The organism is Pseudomonas inefficax (assembly GCF_900277125.1).
In the GTDB taxonomy this organism is placed as follows: Bacteria; Pseudomonadota; Gammaproteobacteria; order Pseudomonadales; family Pseudomonadaceae; genus Aquipseudomonas; species Aquipseudomonas inefficax.
Genome location: NZ_OPYN01000179.1, coordinates 93563 through 110430, shown reverse-complemented (window position 1 = coordinate 110430; position 16868 = coordinate 93563). Strand labels below are relative to the sequence as shown.

Sequence of the window (16868 nt, the reverse complement as noted above, 5' to 3'; positions counted from 1 at the left end):
CGCCACGACAGAAAATGACCCGTAAGTATTCGTCGCAAGAGTCCGGACAAGACTGTTCGGTCACTGTGAAGTTACCGCCTCCCGGTACGTTTTTAGAGGTGCCCTTGTACCCACGCGCATCGCCGGGCCTGGCCCCAGGCGACTATCTATTCACCGGAGAGTAACGAGGAATCCATGAAGGTTCTTGTAGCTGTCAAACGAGTGGTCGACTACAACGTCAAGGTTCGCGTCAAGGCGGACAACTCCGGCGTCGACCTTGCTAACGTCAAGATGTCCATGAACCCCTTCTGCGAAATCGCCGTGGAAGAAGCCGTACGCCTGAAGGAAAAGGGCGTCGCCACCGAGATCGTCGTCGTTTCCGTCGGCCCGACCACTGCCCAGGAGCAGCTGCGTACCGCCCTGGCCCTGGGTGCCGACCGTGCCATCCTGGTCGAAGCCGCTGACGAACTGAACTCCCTGGCCGTGGCCAAGGCGCTGAAAGCCGTTGTCGACAAAGAGCAGCCGCAGCTGGTCATCCTCGGCAAGCAGGCCATCGACAGCGACAACAACCAGACCGGCCAGATGCTGGCTGCGCTGACCGGCTTCGCCCAGGGCACCTTCGCCTCCAAGGTCGAAGTGGCTGGCGACAAGCTGAACGTCACCCGTGAAATCGACGGCGGCCTGCAGACCGTTGCACTGAACCTGCCGGCCATCGTCACCACCGACCTGCGCCTGAACGAGCCACGTTACGCGTCGCTGCCGAACATCATGAAGGCCAAGAAGAAGCCGCTGGAGACCGTCACCCCAGACGCGCTGGGCGTTTCCCTCGCCTCCACCAACAAGACCCTGAAGGTTGAAGCCCCGGCTGCCCGCAGCGCTGGCATCAAGGTCAAATCGGTGGCCGAACTGGTCGAGAAGCTGAAGAACGAAGCGAAGGTAATCTAAATGACTATCCTGGTTGTCGCTGAATACGAAAACGGTGCCGTAGCCCCGGCCACCCTGAACACTGTTGCTGCTGCCGCCAAGATTGGTGGTGATGTGCACGTGCTGGTCGCTGGCCAGAACGTGGGCGGCGTTGCCGAGTCCGCAGCCAAGATCGCTGGCGTGGCCAAGGTGCTGGTTGCCGATAACGCTGCCTACGCCCATGTGCTGCCGGAAAACGTCGCGCCGCTGATTGTCGAGCTGGCCAAGGCCTACAGCCACGTACTGGCCCCGGCCACCACCAACGGCAAGAACATCCTGCCGCGCGTTGCCGCGCTGCTGGACGTTGACCAGATTTCCGAGATCATCTCGGTCGAGTCCGCCGACACCTTCAAGCGCCCGATCTATGCCGGTAACGCCATTGCCACCGTGCAATCGAGCGCCGCCATCAAGGTCATCACCGTGCGTACCACCGGCTTCGACGCCGTGGCCGCCGAAGGTGGTTCGGCTGCCATCGAAGCCGTTGGTGCTGCGCACAACGCTGGCATCTCGGCCTTCGTTGGCGAAGAGCTGGCCAAGTCCGATCGCCCAGAGCTGACCGCTGCCAAGATCGTCGTTTCCGGCGGCCGTGGCATGGGCAACGGTGACAACTTCAAGCACCTGTACAGCCTGGCCGACAAGCTCGGTGCTGCCGTCGGTGCTTCGCGCGCCGCGGTCGACGCAGGCTTCGTGCCGAACGACATGCAGGTCGGCCAGACCGGCAAGATCGTAGCGCCACAGCTGTACATCGCCGTAGGTATCTCCGGCGCGATCCAGCACCTGGCCGGCATGAAGGACTCCAAGGTGATCGTGGCGATCAACAAGGACGAAGAAGCGCCGATCTTCCAGGTAGCCGACTACGGCCTGGTCGCTGACCTGTTCGAAGCGGTTCCGGAGCTGGAAAAGCTGGTCTGATCCGCCTGCTTCACTTATAAAGAACCCGGCCCTCGTACAGGGGGCCGGGTTTTTTTGTGACCTGTCCTGGCCCCTGTAGGAGCAGCCTTGTGCTGCGAAGAGGCAGTCACAGCCATAGATATTTGTTGTTCATGCAGGCCCTTTCGCAGCACAAGGCTGCTCCTACAGGGGCGGCGTGTGCCGCTAGGGTGCGAAGCAATACAAGGAGTGAGGGATGACATTGTGCGGAACGGGCAAGGCGCTGGCATGTGTGGCATTGCTGATGTCACCACTGGCCATGGCGGCAGGCAAGTGCGAACGCCTGGTAGCAACCGGCAGCCCTGATGCGCCGCCCTATTCATGGCAGGACCCGAACGACCCGAAACACCTGATCGGCGCCAACGTCGACCTGCTGCGCCAGGTGGCTGGCGAGCTGGGCGTGAAAGTGGAGGTGCTGAGCGCCGGCCGTCGTGACCAGGCGCTGGAAGAAGTACGTAGCGGGCGCATGGACCTGCTGCTCGACACCCCCATGCAGGTGGAGCAACTGACTGCGCTGGACTACATCCACCCACCCCTGCAGCTCAACGAATACCTGGTGTGGACGCGCCACGACGCCACACTGGCCTTCGAAGGCCCGGCGGACCTGGCGCAGTACCAGGGCAGTTTGTCCGAGCGCGCGCGGCTGACCCCGGCCTTTACCGCTTTCGCCAAGGCCCAGCTGAAGCTGGTGCCAGCACAGAACCTGACCCAGGCGTTCCAGAAGCTGGTGCTCGGCCAGGTGGATTATGTGCTCGCTGGCCGCTATTCGGGCATGGCCATGGCCCAGAGCCTGGGCATGAGCAATGACCTGATCGCCCGCGGCCTGCCGGTGGATCGGCCGGGTCTGTATCTGGCCCTTTCCCACAATTCGGCTTGCAATGACAGCTGGTTGCGTGGGCAACTGGCGAAAAAACTGACAGAATTGCCGATCTCCGGTGCGTCCGAAGCCGTGCTGCAACGTAATGTCGAGCGCTGGAAAGCGCAGCTGCAGGTGCCGTCGGACGCCCCCAAACACTAGGAAGATTGCGTGAGAACCCAACCATTGATCCTTGCCCTGGCCGTGCTTGGCCTGGCTGGCTGCGCCAACGATCCGGCCCCTGACGAGCAGATGCGCATCTCCGAACAGGCACTGGCGCAGGCCAGGGCCGTCGGTGCCACCGAGCAGGTCGATGCGCTCAAGCTGGCTGAAGACAAGCTGGCCCGGGCCAAGACCAACATGCTCACCGAAGACTACCGCGATGCGCGCATGCGTGCCGAGCAGGCCGAACTGGATGCACGCCTGGCCGAGGCCCAGGTGTTGAACCAGAAGAGCGAAGAGCAGCTGCAATTGCTGCAGTCGCGGGTGCAGCGCCTGCGCAAGCAGTTGGAGGTGCAACCATGATCCGTCGTGTGCCATTGGCCGCGCTGGCCGTGCTGGCGCTGGCGGCAGGTTTGCAAGGTTGCGCCAGCCAGCGCAGCAGCGCAGCACTGGATGACGCTGCCGCGGCCTTCCAGAAGGTCAAGGACGATTCCGATGTGCTGCGCAGCGCGCCGCGTGACGTGATTCGCGCCGGCGAGTCGCTGGCCCGCGCCGAGCGCCTGTCCAGCTACATCGGCACCGGTGCCGACGTGCGCCATTACGCCTACCTGAGCCAGCGCTACAGCGAAATTGCCAGCGAGCATGCCAAGCTGGCGCTGAACCAGGAACGCCAGGCCAAGCTCGACCTGGAGCGCCAGCGCCTGCAGCTGGCCCTGCGCGAGGCCAAACTGGCCAGTGTTCAGCAGCAGGGCAAGTGGATCGAATCGCAGATCGCTGCGCTGGCCTCCGAGCAGGCCGACCGTGGTCTGGTAATGACCCTGGGGGACGTGCTGTTCGACACCGGCCGCGCCGACCTGAAGAACTCGGCAAGCCGTACCGTGCTCAAGCTGGTGCAGTTCCTTCAGCTCAATCCGCGCCGGGTGGTGCGGATCGAGGGCTACACCGACAGTACCGGGCCGGCCGAAGATAACCTGAAGCTGTCCCGCGACCGGGCGCAGGCCGTGGCCGACATGCTGGTGGACCTGGGCATTGACGAGAAGCGTCTGCAGGTCGAGGGGTACGGCGACCAGTATCCGATCGAGGCCAATGCCTCGGAGCGGGGCAGGGCGCAGAACCGCCGCGTGGAGATCGTGTTCTCCGATGACAAGGGTAAGCTGGCGCCAGCACGCTGAATCGGGTGAAAGGGGGGCCGCTTTGCGGCCCATCGCAGGCAAGCCAGCTCCCACAGGTAATGCGCAGGGCTTAAGGTCAATGTGTCGAAGTGGGATCAACTGTCTTGCTCAATTTCTAAAGGCTGGTGCGATCCTTGTGGGAGCTGGCTTGCCTGCGATGGGCTGCGAAGCAGCCCCTCTTTTCGTCGGGCTACCCGGGGCTTGATTGTTTCCATAGCTGTCACGCAACTGTATTGTTGACTATCCTGCGATCTGTCCCAGTACACTTTGCAACTGTTACGGTATCCTCTACCGTCAGTGAGCGACACAAGAACAACGAGCCCGTCCGCGCGTCGAGAGCCAGCCATGACCAACCTGCTGCTGTACCAGCGTATCGCCCAGCAACTGGCCGATGACATCCGTCGCGGTGTCTACCAGCCAGGCGAGCGAGTGCCCTCCGTGCGCAAGATGAGCGCCCAGCTCAACGTCAGCCATGCCACGGTGCTGCAGGCCTATGCCAATCTCGAGGACCAAGGGCTGATCCGTGCGCGGCCGCAGTCCGGCTACTATGTGCACCAGACTCCGGCCCTGACCGCGCAGACGCCGGACATCGCTCGGGTGGAGCGCCCCGGCCTGGTCACCCGCGCCAGTATCATCCAGCAGGTACTGACCGAGGCACGCCGTGATGGCGTGTTCCCATTCGGCGCCGCTGTGCCGCACGTCGACTACCTGCCGGTCCGTGCCCTGCACCAGCAGATTGCCAAGGTGACGCGCTTCCATAGCCCGCGTGCCTTCAGCTACATGTTCAGCCCCGGTTTCGAGCCGCTGCGCCGGCAGATCGCCATTCGCATGCGTGATGCCGGTGTGCTGGTCGACCCGCGTGAAGTGATCGTGACCCATGGCTGTGTCGATGCGCTGCAGATGTCGCTGCGCGTGCTGACCCGTCCCGGCGACCTGATCGCCGCCGAATCGCCTACCTATTACGGTCTGTTGCAACTGGCTGACCTGCTGGGCCTGAAGGTGATCGAGATCCCCAGCGACCCCTCCACCGGCATCAGCCTCGAGGCCCTGCAACTAGCGGCCAACCAATGGTCGATCAAGGCCCTGGTCCTGACCGCCCGCCTTAGCAACCCGCTCGGCGGCACTGTCCCGGAGGAGCGGCAGAAGCAGTTGCTGCGGCTGGCGTCGGACTTCGATATCCAGATCGTCGAGGATGACATCTATGGCGAATTGATGTTCGAGCAGGGCAAGACCAAGGCGCTGAAGGCGTTCGACCGGCTGGACCGGGTGATCTACTGCTCGAGTTTTTCCAAGACCCTTTCCCCTGGGGTGCGGGTCGGCTGGATGGTCGCCGGGCGCTATCAGGACGAAATCCAGCGCCTGCAAACCTTCACCACCCACTCGGCCTGCAGCGTGACGCAGATGGGTGTGGCGGCCTACCTGGAAAATGGCGGCTACGACCGGCACCTGCGTTACATCCGCCAGGAGTACCGCAAGAACCTCAGTGCCTACCAGCTGGCGGTGCAGCAGCACTTCCCCGAGGGTACCCAGATGACCCGGCCGACGGGCGGTTTCATTCTGTGGGTGAGCCTGCCGGGGCGGGTCAATACCCAGGAGCTGCATGTGCGCGCGCTGGAGCAGGGCATCAGTATTGCGCCGGGGCTGATATTCAGTAATACCGAGCAGTTCAACCACTGCATACGCCTTAATTGCGGCATACCCTGGAACAAGGAAGCCGAGCGCGCGGTGATCACGCTCGGTTTGCTGGCCCAGCAATTGTGCCGGGAGCCAGCGGCAGCCCTTTTGTAGACTTGCCACGCGCCCGTGGAACAGGGAGCATACGCACTTTTCCTGCCAGTCTGTCCATTTGCCATGAATGCTTTGCGCCGTTTTGCCCTCATTCTGTGTCTTGTACCGCTGTGCAGCCTGGCTGGTGTTGCCCAGGCTGCGCAGCCGGCAGGCCAGGCGCAGGCGGCCAGGCCGGTGCAGAAAGCCAAGCCGGCGCAGAAGGCTGCAGCCAGGCCTGCGCACAAGCAGGCGGCAAAAAAAGCCGGTAAGAGCAAGGCCAGGGCGGCACGCAAGCCGGTGAGCAAGGAGATTGCCCAGCCGCTACCCAAGGCGAAGCTCGACCTCAGCCTGCCGGCCGACATGGTCGATAACCTTGAGCCGAATGTGGGCAGCCCTTCGCCTATACAGCGACGCAAACCTTTGCTGCCGCCCATGTTCACTGAGAAGCCGGAGACCAGCGACAGCCCGTTCCAGCTCAATGGCCGGTTGATCAGCAACGAAATGCAGCTGCAACTGCGCAATGATAGCCGTCGGGACGTGGAAGGGGCGGCCATCGATTTCGAGTACCGGCAGTAGCCGGTGAACTGACTGCCGGGTCACGGCAGATTTCATCATGCCAGCAATTTCAAACGCCTGTTTGAGCGGTTACTATCCAGGGACGTTCGTCCCGTTTTGTTCCAGGGAGTCCTGATTTTGGTGAATAGCCATGAATTGCCGTGAGGGTTGTGGTGCCTGCTGCATCGCCCCGTCCATTACCTCTGCGATGCCGCGCATGCCCAATGGCAAGCCGGCTGGCGAGCGCTGCCTGCATCTGACCGTCGACAACCTCTGCGACCTGTTCGGCAAGCCCGAGCGGCCGGCAGTGTGTGGCGGTTTCAAGGCGGATGTCGAGGTGTGCGGCAGTGACCGTGACGAGGCCATCAGGATTCTCGGTTGGTGGGAGCAGATGACGGCGGCGTGACAGGCTGGATCTTCGACAACAAGGATAAACATGATGAGATCGTTCAAGCGTATTGCACTGCTGTGTGGCATGGGTGTTCTGCTTTCGCCTGCTGCCTGGGCCGAAAACTGGCAGGTGGCCAAGGACGAGGAGGGGATCAAGGTTTCCCTCAGCGAAGTGGCCGGTTCCAAGTACAAGGCCTATCAAGGCGTCACCTTGATCAAGGCGCCGCTGGCCAAGGTGCAGGCGTTGCAGGAGGACGTGGTCGGGGCTTGTGCCTGGATTCACGAATGCAAGTCGCAGAAGCTGCTCAAGCACGAAGGTGATCAGAGCTGGACCTACACCCAGTTCAATACGCCATGGCCGGTGACGCCGCGGGACTCGGTGCTGCATGTGACCACGGTCAAGGGTGCTGATGGCAGCCTGGTGCGCAACCTGAAGGAAGAGCCGACCTATATCCCGGAAGAGAAGGGCTTTGTGCGGGTCGCGAAGGTCGAAGGCTTCTGGAAACTGGTGCCCAAGGGCGACAGCACGGAAGTGACCTATCAGGTACACACCGAGCCGGGCGGTAGCGTGCCGGCGATGGTGGCCAACAAGTTCGTGGTGGATGCGCCGTTCAATACCCTGAAAGGGTTGCGGGAGCGGGCTGAGAAAAACTGAGGGGCGGCCCTAGTGAGGGCTGCTTCTTGTGGGAGCGGCCTTGCGTCGCGAAAGGGCTGCGAAGCAGCCCCGGCAATATTGCGGTAAGCCTAAGATCCCGGGGCCGCTCCGCGCCCCTTTCGCGACACAAGGCCGCTCCCACAAAACCGCATCGCGCCGAGCAGAAATAAAAAAGGCTGCCCGAGGGCAGCCTTCTTGCGTTCGGCGATCAACGCTTACTTGCGGTCCTGCAGTGCAACGATGTCGCGCTTCTGCTCGCCGGTGTACAGCTGGCGCGGGCGGCCGATCTTGTACGGGCTGGAGAGCATTTCTTTCCAGTGCGAGATCCAGCCCACGGTACGTGCCAGGGCGAAGATAACGGTGAACATGCTGGTCGGAATGCCGATCGCCTTGAGGATGATCCCCGAGTAGAAGTCGACGTTCGGGTACAGCGAGCGCTCGATGAAGTACGGATCGGTCAGGGCGATCTCTTCCAGGCGCATGGCCAGTTCCAGCTGCGGGTCGTTCTTGATGCCCAGTTCGCGCAGGACTTCGTCGCAGGTCTGCTTCATCACGGTGGCGCGCGGGTCGCGGTTCTTGTACACGCGGTGACCGAAGCCCATGAGCTTGAACGGGTCGTTCTTGTCCTTGGCCTTGGCGATGAACTTGTCGATGTTCGAGACATCGCCGATTTCATCGAGCATGGTCAGTACCGCTTCGTTCGCACCGCCGTGGGCCGGGCCCCACAGTGCGGCGATGCCGGCGGCGATACAGGCGAACGGGTTGGCACCCGACGAACCGGCCAGACGAACGGTAGAAGTGGAGGCGTTCTGCTCGTGGTCGGCGTGGAGGATGAAGATCCGGTCCATCGCCTTGGCCAGCACCGGGCTGATCGGTTTGATCTCGCACGGGGTGTTGAACATCATGTGCAGGAAGTTTTCCGCGTACGACAGGTCGTTGCGCGGGTACATCATCGGCTGGCCCATGGAGTACTTGTAAACCATCGCGGCCAGGGTCGGCATCTTGGCGACCAGGCGCACCGCGGAAATTTCGCGGTGTTGCGGGTTATTGATGTCCAGGGAGTCGTGATAGAACGCCGACAGGGCGCCGACCACGCCGCACATCACCGCCATCGGGTGGGCATCGCGGCGGAAGCCGTTGAAGAAGGACTTCAGCTGCTCGTGAACCATGGTGTGGTTCTTCACGGTGCTGACGAACTGGGCCTTCTGCTCGGCATTCGGCAGTTCGCCGTTGAGCAGCAGGTAGCAGGTTTCGAGGTAGTCGGACTGTTCGGCGAGTTGCTCGATCGGGTAGCCGCGGTGCAGCAGGATACCTTTGTCGCCGTCAATGTAGGTGATCTTCGACTCGCACGAGGCAGTCGCCATGAAACCAGGGTCGAAGGTGAAGTGACCAGTGGCCCCCAACCCGCGGACGTCGATTACATCAGGACCAACGGTGCCGGTTAAAATGGGCAGCTCGACGGGGGCAGCGCCCTCGATGACCAACTGCGCTTTTTTGTCAGCCATGTGGCCTCCTATTAATGCTTGAAATCATCAGACAGACCCCCCACGCAGGGCCCGCACCACTATAGAGGGATAAATTCAGATGTCAATTTGCCTAAAGGCTTGTTGAAACAGGCATTGAGGCCTGATTTTTCGCGAAATTCTCGCCCATTTACGCCTTTTGCAAGCTAAAGGCAATGCGCTATTTGGGCTACCCCGTCACGTTGTCATAAGCAGCCTAACTGTCTATACTCGCAACCCGACCGCCAGGGGCTTGCAAGCCCGAACTGCTGGGGGTCGCCGTTCCCTGGGTGGTGGGTACCTGACCAGTACACTTACCAACAACTTTGCCCTGATTCGCTAGGGGCTCTTCAGTGTGAAAAAAGCCGTGAAAAGCCAACGACCTGTAAACCTAGACCTAAGGACCATCAAGCTCCCCGTCACTGCGTACACGTCCATCCTGCATCGTATCTCCGGCGTCATCCTGTTCCTCGGCCTTGCCATCATGCTTTATGCACTGGGCAAGTCGCTGGGTTCCGAGGAAGGCTTCGGTGAGGTGAAGGCGTGTCTGACCAGCCCGCTGGCCAAATTCGTGACCTGGGGCCTGCTGTCCGCCCTGCTTTATCACCTCGTGGCAGGTGTACGTCACCTGATCATGGACATGGGCATCGGTGAGACGCTGGAAGGCGGCAAGCTGGGCTCGAAAATCGTGATCGTCATCTCCGTGGTGCTGATCGTTCTGGTGGGAGTTTGGGTATGGTAACCAATGTCACGAACCTGTCGCGTTCGGGCCTCTATGACTGGATGGCGCAGCGCGTTTCTGCGGTCGTTCTCGCGGCTTACTTCCTCTTCCTGATCGGCTACGTGGTCGCCCACCCAGGCATCGACTACACCCAGTGGCATGGTCTGTTCTCCAACAACGCGATGCGGATCTTCAGTCTGCTGGCCCTCGTTGCCCTGGGCGCTCACGCCTGGGTCGGCATGTGGACCATTGCGACCGACTACCTGACGCCAATGTCGTTCGGCAAGTCGGCAACTGCGATTCGTTTCCTGTTCCAGGCGGTATGCGGCGTTGCGATGTTCGCTTACTTCGTCTGGGGTGTGCAGATTCTCTGGGGTATCTGATCCATGGCTAGCATTCCAACCATTTCCTTCGACGCCATCATCATCGGTGGCGGCGGTGCCGGCATGCGCGCTGCGCTGCAGCTGGCTCAAGGCGGCCACAAGACTGCCGTGGTCACCAAGGTCTTCCCGACCCGTTCGCACACTGTATCCGCCCAGGGCGGCATCACCTGCGCCATCGCTTCGGCCGACCCGAACGACGATTGGCGCTGGCACATGTACGATACCGTCAAGGGCTCCGACTACATCGGTGACCAGGACGCTATCGAATACATGTGTCAGGAAGGCCCGGCTGCGGTCTTCGAGCTGGACCACATGGGCCTGCCGTTCTCGCGTACCGAAACCGGTCGTATCTACCAGCGTCCGTTCGGTGGCCAGTCCAAGGACTTCGGCAAGGGTGGCCAGGCTGCCCGTACCTGCGCCGCTTCCGACCGTACCGGTCACGCGCTGCTGCACACCCTGTACCAGGGCAACCTGAAAGCCGGCACCACTTTCCTCAACGAGTACTACGCAGTTGACCTGGTGAAGAACCAGGACGGCGCATTCGTTGGCGTGATCGCGATCTGCATCGAAACCGGCGAGACCCTGTACATCAAGTCCAAGGCCACCGTGCTGGCCACTGGCGGTGCCGGCCGTATCTACGCCTCCACCACCAACGCCCTGATCAACACCGGTGACGGCGTGGGCATGGCCCTGCGTGCTGGCGTGCCGGTGCAGGACATCGAAATGTGGCAGTTCCACCCGACCGGCATCGCCGGCGCCGGTGTACTGGTCACCGAAGGTTGCCGCGGTGAGGGTGGCTACCTGATCAACGCCCACGGCGAGCGCTTCATGGAGCGTTATGCGCCGAACGCGAAAGACCTGGCCGGCCGCGACGTGGTCGCCCGTTCCATGGTCAAGGAAATCATCGCCGGCAACGGCGTGGGCCCGAACAAGGACCACGTACTGCTGAAGCTGGACCACCTGGGCGAGGAAGTGCTGCACAGCCGCCTGCCAGGTATCTGCGAACTGTCCAAGACCTTCGCCCACGTCGACCCAGTGGTCGCGCCGGTGCCGGTCATCCCGACCTGCCACTACATGATGGGCGGCGTTGCCACCAACATTCATGGCCAGGCCATCACCATGGACGCCGAAGGCAACGATCACATCATCCCGGGCCTGTTCGCCGTAGGTGAAGTGGCGTGCGTATCGGTACACGGTGCCAACCGCCTGGGCGGCAACTCGCTGCTCGACCTGGTGGTGTTCGGCCGTGCTGCCGGCCTGCACCTGGAAAAGGCGCTGACCGAAGGCGTGGAATACCGCGACGCCAGCGACACCGACGTCGATGTTGCGCTGAACCGCCTGAACAAGCTGAACGAGCGCACCACCGGTGAAGACGTTGCCAGCCTGAAGCGCGAGCTGCAGAGCTGCATGCAGAACTACTTCGGTGTATTCCGTACTGGCGAATACATGCAGAAGGGTATCGAGCAGTTGGCCGGTCTGCGTGACCGTATCGCCAACGTCAAGATCAACGACAAGTCCCAGGCCTTCAACACCGCGCGTATCGAAGCGCTGGAGCTGCAGAACCTGCTGGAAGTCGCCGAAGCTACCGCCATTGCGGCCGAAGCCCGTAAAGAGTCCCGCGGCGCTCACGCCCGTGAAGACTTCGAAGACCGTGACGACGAAAACTGGCTGTGCCACACCCTGTACTACCCGGGTGAGAAGCGCGTCGCCAAGCGTGGCGTCAACTTTGCGCCGAAGACTGTTCCAGCCTTCGAACCAAAAGTCCGGACTTACTGAGGATGGCCGCTATGTTGCAAGTCGAAGTTTATCGTTACAACCCGGACACCGATTCGGCGCCAAAGATGCAGACCTTCCAGGTCGATACCGGCGGCAAGGACCTGATGGTGCTGGACGTGCTGGCACTGATCAAAGAGCAGGACGAAGGTTTTTCCTACCGTCGCTCGTGCCGTGAAGGTGTTTGCGGTTCCGATGGCATGAACATCAACGGCAAGAACGGCCTGGCCTGTATCACCCCGCTGTCGGCGGTGGTGAAGGGCAACAAGCTGATTCTGCGCCCGCTGCCGGGCCTGCCGGTCATTCGTGACCTGGTCGTCGACATGAGCATCTTCTACAAGCAGTACGAGAAGGTGAAGCCGTTCCTGCAGAACGACACTCCGGCGCCGGCCATCGAGCGCCTGCAGTCGCCGGAAGATCGCGACAAGCTGGACGGCCTGTACGAGTGCATCCTGTGCGCTTGCTGCTCGACCTCCTGCCCGTCGTTCTGGTGGAACCCGGACAAGTTCCTGGGCCCCGCCGCGCTGCTGCAGGCCTACCGCTTCCTGGCCGACAGCCGTGACACCAAGACCCAGGAGCGCCTGGCGTCGCTGGATGACCCGTTCAGCGTATTCCGCTGCCGCGGGATCATGAACTGCGTCAACGTTTGCCCTAAAGGTCTGAACCCGACCAAGGCAATCGGCCACGTACGTAACATGCTGCTGCAAAGCGGCACCTGATACAAAGTGTTGTACCTGCAGTAAGCCGAGGTGCGGGTGGTGAGCCCGCACTGAGGTAAAACCCGAACAAGGGCCCACAAAGCCTGCGTTCATACCTATGAAGATATGAGACCAGCAGGGGCTTTCCGGGCTGGTACCCGGAAAATCAGCAGGATCCAAGTGGCGTGGTTCAGTCGCTGTATTCGGACTTTTCCAGGTTTGCTGTGGCTCTCGCCGATCAGTCCCCTAACCGAGGGTGACCAAGCATGCAAGAAAGCGTGATGCAGCGCATGTGGGAAAGCGCCCACCTTTCAGGTGGTAACGCTGCATATGTGGAAGAGCTTTATGAGCTCTACCTGCACGACCCTAACGCTGTGCCAGAAGAGTGGCGCACCTACTTCCAGAAGTTGCCCGCCGACGGCAGCACCGCTACCGATGTATCGCACTCGACAATCCGCGACCATTTCGTACTGCTGGCAAAGAACCAGCGCCGCGCCCAACCGGTATCCGCCGGGAGCGTGAGCAGTGAACACGAGAAGAAGCAGGTTGAAGTTCTGCGACTGATCCAGGCCTATCGTATGCGCGGCCATCAGGCTGCCAAGCTCGACCCGTTGGGGTTGTGGCAGCGTCCTGCGCCCGTAGACCTGTCGATCAATCACTACGGCTTGACCAATGCCGATCTTGATACGACCTTCCGTGCCGGCGACCTGTTCATCGGCAAAGAGGAAGCGAGCCTACGCGAGATCTTCGAGGCGCTCCAGAAGACATATTGTCGCACCATTGGCGCCGAGTTCACCCACATCGTCGATTCCGAGCAGCGCAGCTGGTTCCAGCAGCGCCTGGAAAGCGTGCGCGGCCGTCCGGAGTTTTCCGCTGACGTGCAGGCCCACCTGCTCGAGCGCGTGACCGCCGGTGAAGGCCTTGAGAAGTACCTGGGCACCAAGTACCCGGGCACCAAGCGTTTCGGCCTCGAGGGCGGCGAAAGCCTGATCCCGATGCTGGACGAGATGATCCAGCGTTCCGGTTCCTACGGCACCAAGGAAGTCGTGATCGGCATGGCCCACCGTGGCCGCCTGAACGTGCTGGTCAACACCTTCGGCAAGAACCCGCGCGAGCTGTTCGACGAGTTCGAAGGCAAGAAGATGAACGAGCTGGGCTCCGGTGACGTTAAGTATCACCAGGGCTTCTCCTCGAACGTGATGACCCCGGGTGGCGAAGTGCACCTGGCCATGGCGTTCAACCCGTCCCACCTGGAAATCGTCTCGCCAGTGGTCGAGGGTTCGGTGCGCGCCCGTCAGGACCGCCGCAACGACACCGTTGGCGACAAGGTGCTGCCGATCTCGATCCACGGCGACGCAGCGTTCGCCGGCCAGGGCGTGGTCATGGAAACCTTCCAGATGTCGCAGACCCGCGGTTTCAAGACCGGCGGCACCGTGCACATCGTGATCAACAACCAGGTTGGTTTCACCATCAGCAACCCGCTGGACGCGCGCTCCACCGAGTACGCCACCGACGTTGCCAAGATGATCCAGGCGCCGATCCTGCACGTGAACGGCGACGACCCGGAAGCCGTGTTGTTCGTGACCCAGCTGGCCATCGACTACCGCATGCAGTTCAAGCGTGACGTGGTCATCGACCTGGTCTGCTACCGCCGTCGCGGCCACAACGAGGCCGACGAGCCGAACGGCACCCAGCCGTTGATGTACCAGCAGATCAGCAAGCAGCGCACGACTCGTGAACTGTACGCCGAGGCACTGATCCAGGCCGGCCGCATCGATGCCGAGCGCGCCCAGGCCAAGATCGACGAGTACCGCAACGCGCTGGACAACGGCCTGCACGTGGTGAAGAGCCTGGTCAAGGAGCCGAACCGCGAGCTGTTCGTCGACTGGCGTCCGTACCTGGGCCATGCCTGGACCGCGCGTCACGACACCCGCTTCGACCTCAAGACCCTGCAGGAACTGTCGGCCAAGCTGCTGGAGATCCCGGAAGGTTTCGTCGTCCAGCGCCAGGTCGCCAAGATCTACGAAGACCGTCAGAAGATGCAGGCCGGTGGCTTGCCGATCAACTGGGGTTATGCAGAGACCATGGCCTACGCCACCCTGCAGTTCGAAGGTCACCCGATCCGCATGACCGGCCAGGACATCGGCCGTGGCACCTTCTCGCACCGTCACGCGGTGCTGCACAACCAGAAGGACGCCAGCACCTACGTACCGCTGAAGAACCTGTTCCCGGGCCAGCCACAGTTCGAACTGTACGACTCCTTCCTGTCGGAAGAAGCGGTACTGGCCTTCGAATACGGCTACTCGACCACCACGCCGAACGCGTTGGTGATCTGGGAAGCCCAGTTCGGCGACTTCGCCAACGGTGCGCAAGTGGTGATCGACCAGTTCATCACCAGCGGCGAGCACAAGTGGGGCCGCCTGTGCGGCCTGACCATGCTGCTGCCACACGGTTATGAAGGGCAGGGCCCGGAGCACTCCTCCGCGCGCCTGGAGCGTTACCTGCAGCTGTGCGCCGAGCACAACATCCAGGTCTGCGTACCGACCACCCCGGCCCAGATCTACCACCTGCTGCGTCGTCAGGTCATCCGTCCGCTGCGCAAGCCGCTGATCGTGCTGACGCCGAAGTCGCTGCTGCGCCACAAGCTGGCCATCTCGACCCTCGAAGAGCTGGCAGAAGGCTCGTTCCAGACCGTGATCCCGGAAATCGACAGCCTCGATCCGGCCAAGGTCGAACGCCTGGTCCTGTGCGGCGGCAAGGTTTACTACGACCTGCTGGAAAAACGCCGTGCCGAAGGCCGCGAAGACATCGCTATCGTGCGTATCGAGCAGCTGTATCCGTTCCCTGAGGACGACCTGGTCGAAATCCTGGCGCCTTACACCAACCTCAAGCATGCGGTCTGGTGTCAGGAAGAGCCGATGAACCAGGGCGCCTGGTACAGCAGCCAGCACCACATGCGCCGTATCCTGGGCCGCCACAACAAGGCACTGGTCCTGGAATACGCCGGCCGCGACGCTTCCGCCGCGCCAGCCTGTGGTTACGCATCGAAGCACGCCGAACAGCAGGAAAAACTGCTGCAAGACGCCTTCACTGTTTAATGCCTTCGCGCACCTGAAACCGAATTTAAGGAAACACAGATAATGGCTATCGAGATCAAAGCCCCAACCTTCCCGGAATCGGTTGCCGATGGCACCGTTGCCACCTGGCACAAGCAGCCGGGCGATGCAGTCAAGCGTGACGAGCTGATCGTCGACATCGAGACCGACAAGGTCGTCCTGGAAGTACTGGCCACCGCCGACGGCGTGCTGGGTGCCATCGTCAAGGGCGAGGGCGACACCGTCCTGTCCGACGAAGTGCTGGGTTCGATCGTTGAAGGCGGTGCTGCTGCCGCTGCACCTGCTGCCGCCCCGGCCGCTGCTGCCCCGGCTGCCGCTGCTGCCGACGCTGGCGAAGAAGACCCGGTTGCCGCCCCGGCCGCGCGCAAGCTGGCTGAAGAAAACGGCATCGACCTGGCTACCGTTGCCGGCACCGGCAAAGGTGGTCGCATCACCAAGGAAGACGTCGTCGCTGCCGTCGCCAACAAGAAGTCGGCGCCTGCTGCAGCTGCCAAGCCTGCCGCCGCTGCCGCTGCTGCCCCGGTTGTGGTTGCCGCTGGCGACCGCACCGAGAAGCGTGTGCCGATGACCCGCCTGCGCGCCAAGATCGCCGAGCGTCTGGTCGAAGCCCAGTCGAACATGGCCATGCTGACCACCTTCAACGAAGTCGACATGACCGAAGTCATGGCCCTGCGTTCGAAGTACAAGGACCTGTTCGAGAAGACCCACAATGGCGTACGCCTGGGCTTCATGTCGTTCTTCGTCAAGGCTGCCACCGAAGCCCTGAAGCGCTTCCCGGCTGTCAACGCCTCGATCGACGGCAACGACATCGTCTACCACGGCTACGCCGACGTCGGCGTTGCCGTGTCCAGCGACCGTGGCCTGGTGGTACCGGTACTGCGTAACGCCGAGTCGATGAGCCTGGCGGAAATCGAGAACGGCATCGCCACATTCGGCAAGAAGGCCCGTGACGGCAAGCTGGCCATCGAAGAGATGACCGGCGGCACCTTCACCATCACCAACGGTGGTACCTTCGGTTCGATGATGTCGACCCCGATCGTCAACCCGCCGCAGGCCGCCATTCTCGGCATGCACAACATCATCCAGCGCCCGATGGCCATCAATGGCCAAGTGGTGATTCGCCCGATGATGTACCTGGCGCTGTCGTACGATCACCGCCTGATCGACGGCAAGGAAGCGGTAACCTTCCTGGTCACCATCAAGAACCTGCTGGAAGATCCGTCTCGCCTGCTGCTGGACATCTAAC

16 protein-coding genes are annotated in these 16868 nt (G+C 61.9%); 15 read left to right on the top strand and 1 reads right to left on the bottom strand.

The genetic code is table 11. The features are described 5' to 3' along the window. Window positions 1-174: 174 nt before the first annotated feature. The 9 genes from JV551A3_RS22075 to JV551A3_RS22035 all read left to right on the top strand — a co-directional run bounded on the left by JV551A3_RS22075 (window position 175) and on the right by JV551A3_RS22035 (window position 7429). Window positions 175-924 (top strand): electron transfer flavoprotein subunit beta/FixA family protein, encoded by a 750-nt coding sequence (locus JV551A3_RS22075; RefSeq protein WP_014590265.1) that lies wholly within the window; start codon window positions 175-177, stop codon window positions 922-924. After that, the gene (locus JV551A3_RS22070) at window positions 925-1854 is read left to right on the top strand and encodes an electron transfer flavoprotein subunit alpha/FixB family protein (RefSeq protein WP_133974197.1); all 930 of its coding nucleotides are present in this window, start codon (window positions 925-927) and stop codon (window positions 1852-1854) included. Between the two features lie 214 nt (window positions 1855-2068). Further along, complete coding sequence (locus JV551A3_RS22065; RefSeq protein ID WP_133974195.1) at window positions 2069-2890, top strand: substrate-binding periplasmic protein; 822 nt, start codon at window positions 2069-2071, stop codon at window positions 2888-2890. A gap of 9 nt (window positions 2891-2899) precedes the next feature. Then, window positions 2900-3253 carry a DUF4398 domain-containing protein gene (locus JV551A3_RS22060; RefSeq protein WP_112252991.1) on the top strand — a complete coding sequence of 118 codons (354 nt, stop codon included), beginning with the start codon at window positions 2900-2902 and terminating at the stop codon, window positions 3251-3253. Next, entirely contained in the window at window positions 3250-4062 is an 813-nt protein-coding gene (locus tag JV551A3_RS22055; protein ID WP_133974193.1) for an OmpA family protein, read from the top strand. Before JV551A3_RS22060 ends, JV551A3_RS22055 begins: the two co-directional genes overlap by 4 nt. 345 nt (window positions 4063-4407) lie before the next feature. Continuing rightward, window positions 4408-5850: an aminotransferase-like domain-containing protein gene (locus tag JV551A3_RS22050; RefSeq protein WP_112252989.1), complete on the top strand. Its 1443-nt coding sequence runs from the start codon at window positions 4408-4410 to the stop codon at window positions 5848-5850. Window positions 5851-5913: 63 nt separating this feature from the next. Then, window positions 5914-6405, top strand: coding sequence for a hypothetical protein (locus JV551A3_RS22045; RefSeq protein WP_133974191.1), 492 nt, complete (start codon window positions 5914-5916; stop codon window positions 6403-6405). A 130-nt stretch (window positions 6406-6535) separates the two neighbouring features. Further along, window positions 6536-6790 (top strand): YkgJ family cysteine cluster protein, encoded by a 255-nt coding sequence (locus JV551A3_RS22040; RefSeq protein WP_025339973.1) that lies wholly within the window; start codon window positions 6536-6538, stop codon window positions 6788-6790. A gap of 33 nt (window positions 6791-6823) precedes the next feature. Beyond that, window positions 6824-7429 (top strand): START domain-containing protein, encoded by a 606-nt coding sequence (locus tag JV551A3_RS22035; RefSeq protein ID WP_133974215.1) that lies wholly within the window; start codon window positions 6824-6826, stop codon window positions 7427-7429. A 215-nt stretch (window positions 7430-7644) separates the two neighbouring features. Here the strand turns inward: JV551A3_RS22035 and gltA are convergent, their stop codons facing one another. Then, window positions 7645-8934 carry a citrate synthase gene (gene gltA, locus JV551A3_RS22030; protein WP_016711651.1) on the bottom strand — a complete coding sequence of 430 codons (1290 nt, stop codon included), beginning with the start codon at window positions 8932-8934 and terminating at the stop codon, window positions 7645-7647. A 352-nt stretch (window positions 8935-9286) separates the two neighbouring features. On the opposite strand from gltA, the gene sdhC reads away from it, so the two are divergent. The 6 genes from sdhC to odhB all read left to right on the top strand — a co-directional run bounded on the left by sdhC (window position 9287) and on the right by odhB (window position 16867). After that, window positions 9287-9673: a succinate dehydrogenase, cytochrome b556 subunit gene (gene sdhC, locus JV551A3_RS22025; protein ID WP_012315350.1), complete on the top strand. Its 387-nt coding sequence runs from the start codon at window positions 9287-9289 to the stop codon at window positions 9671-9673. After that, window positions 9667-10035 carry a succinate dehydrogenase, hydrophobic membrane anchor protein gene (gene sdhD / locus JV551A3_RS22020; RefSeq protein ID WP_003254214.1) on the top strand — a complete coding sequence of 123 codons (369 nt, stop codon included), beginning with the start codon at window positions 9667-9669 and terminating at the stop codon, window positions 10033-10035. Before sdhC ends, sdhD begins: the two co-directional genes overlap by 7 nt. A 3-nt stretch (window positions 10036-10038) precedes the next feature. After that, window positions 10039-11811: a succinate dehydrogenase flavoprotein subunit gene (sdhA, locus tag JV551A3_RS22015; RefSeq protein WP_112252986.1), complete on the top strand. Its 1773-nt coding sequence runs from the start codon at window positions 10039-10041 to the stop codon at window positions 11809-11811. A gap of 11 nt (window positions 11812-11822) precedes the next feature. Further along, window positions 11823-12527: a succinate dehydrogenase iron-sulfur subunit gene (locus JV551A3_RS22010; RefSeq protein ID WP_011534752.1), complete on the top strand. Its 705-nt coding sequence runs from the start codon at window positions 11823-11825 to the stop codon at window positions 12525-12527. 245 nt (window positions 12528-12772) lie between these two features. Then, a complete protein-coding gene (locus tag JV551A3_RS22005) occupies window positions 12773-15604 on the top strand; it encodes a 2-oxoglutarate dehydrogenase E1 component (RefSeq protein WP_112252985.1) in 2832 nt (943 codons plus the stop codon). Window positions 15605-15646: 42 nt separating this feature from the next. Further along, window positions 15647-16867, top strand: coding sequence for a 2-oxoglutarate dehydrogenase complex dihydrolipoyllysine-residue succinyltransferase (gene odhB, locus JV551A3_RS22000; RefSeq protein WP_133974189.1), 1221 nt, complete (start codon window positions 15647-15649; stop codon window positions 16865-16867). Window position 16868 lies beyond the last annotated feature (1 nt).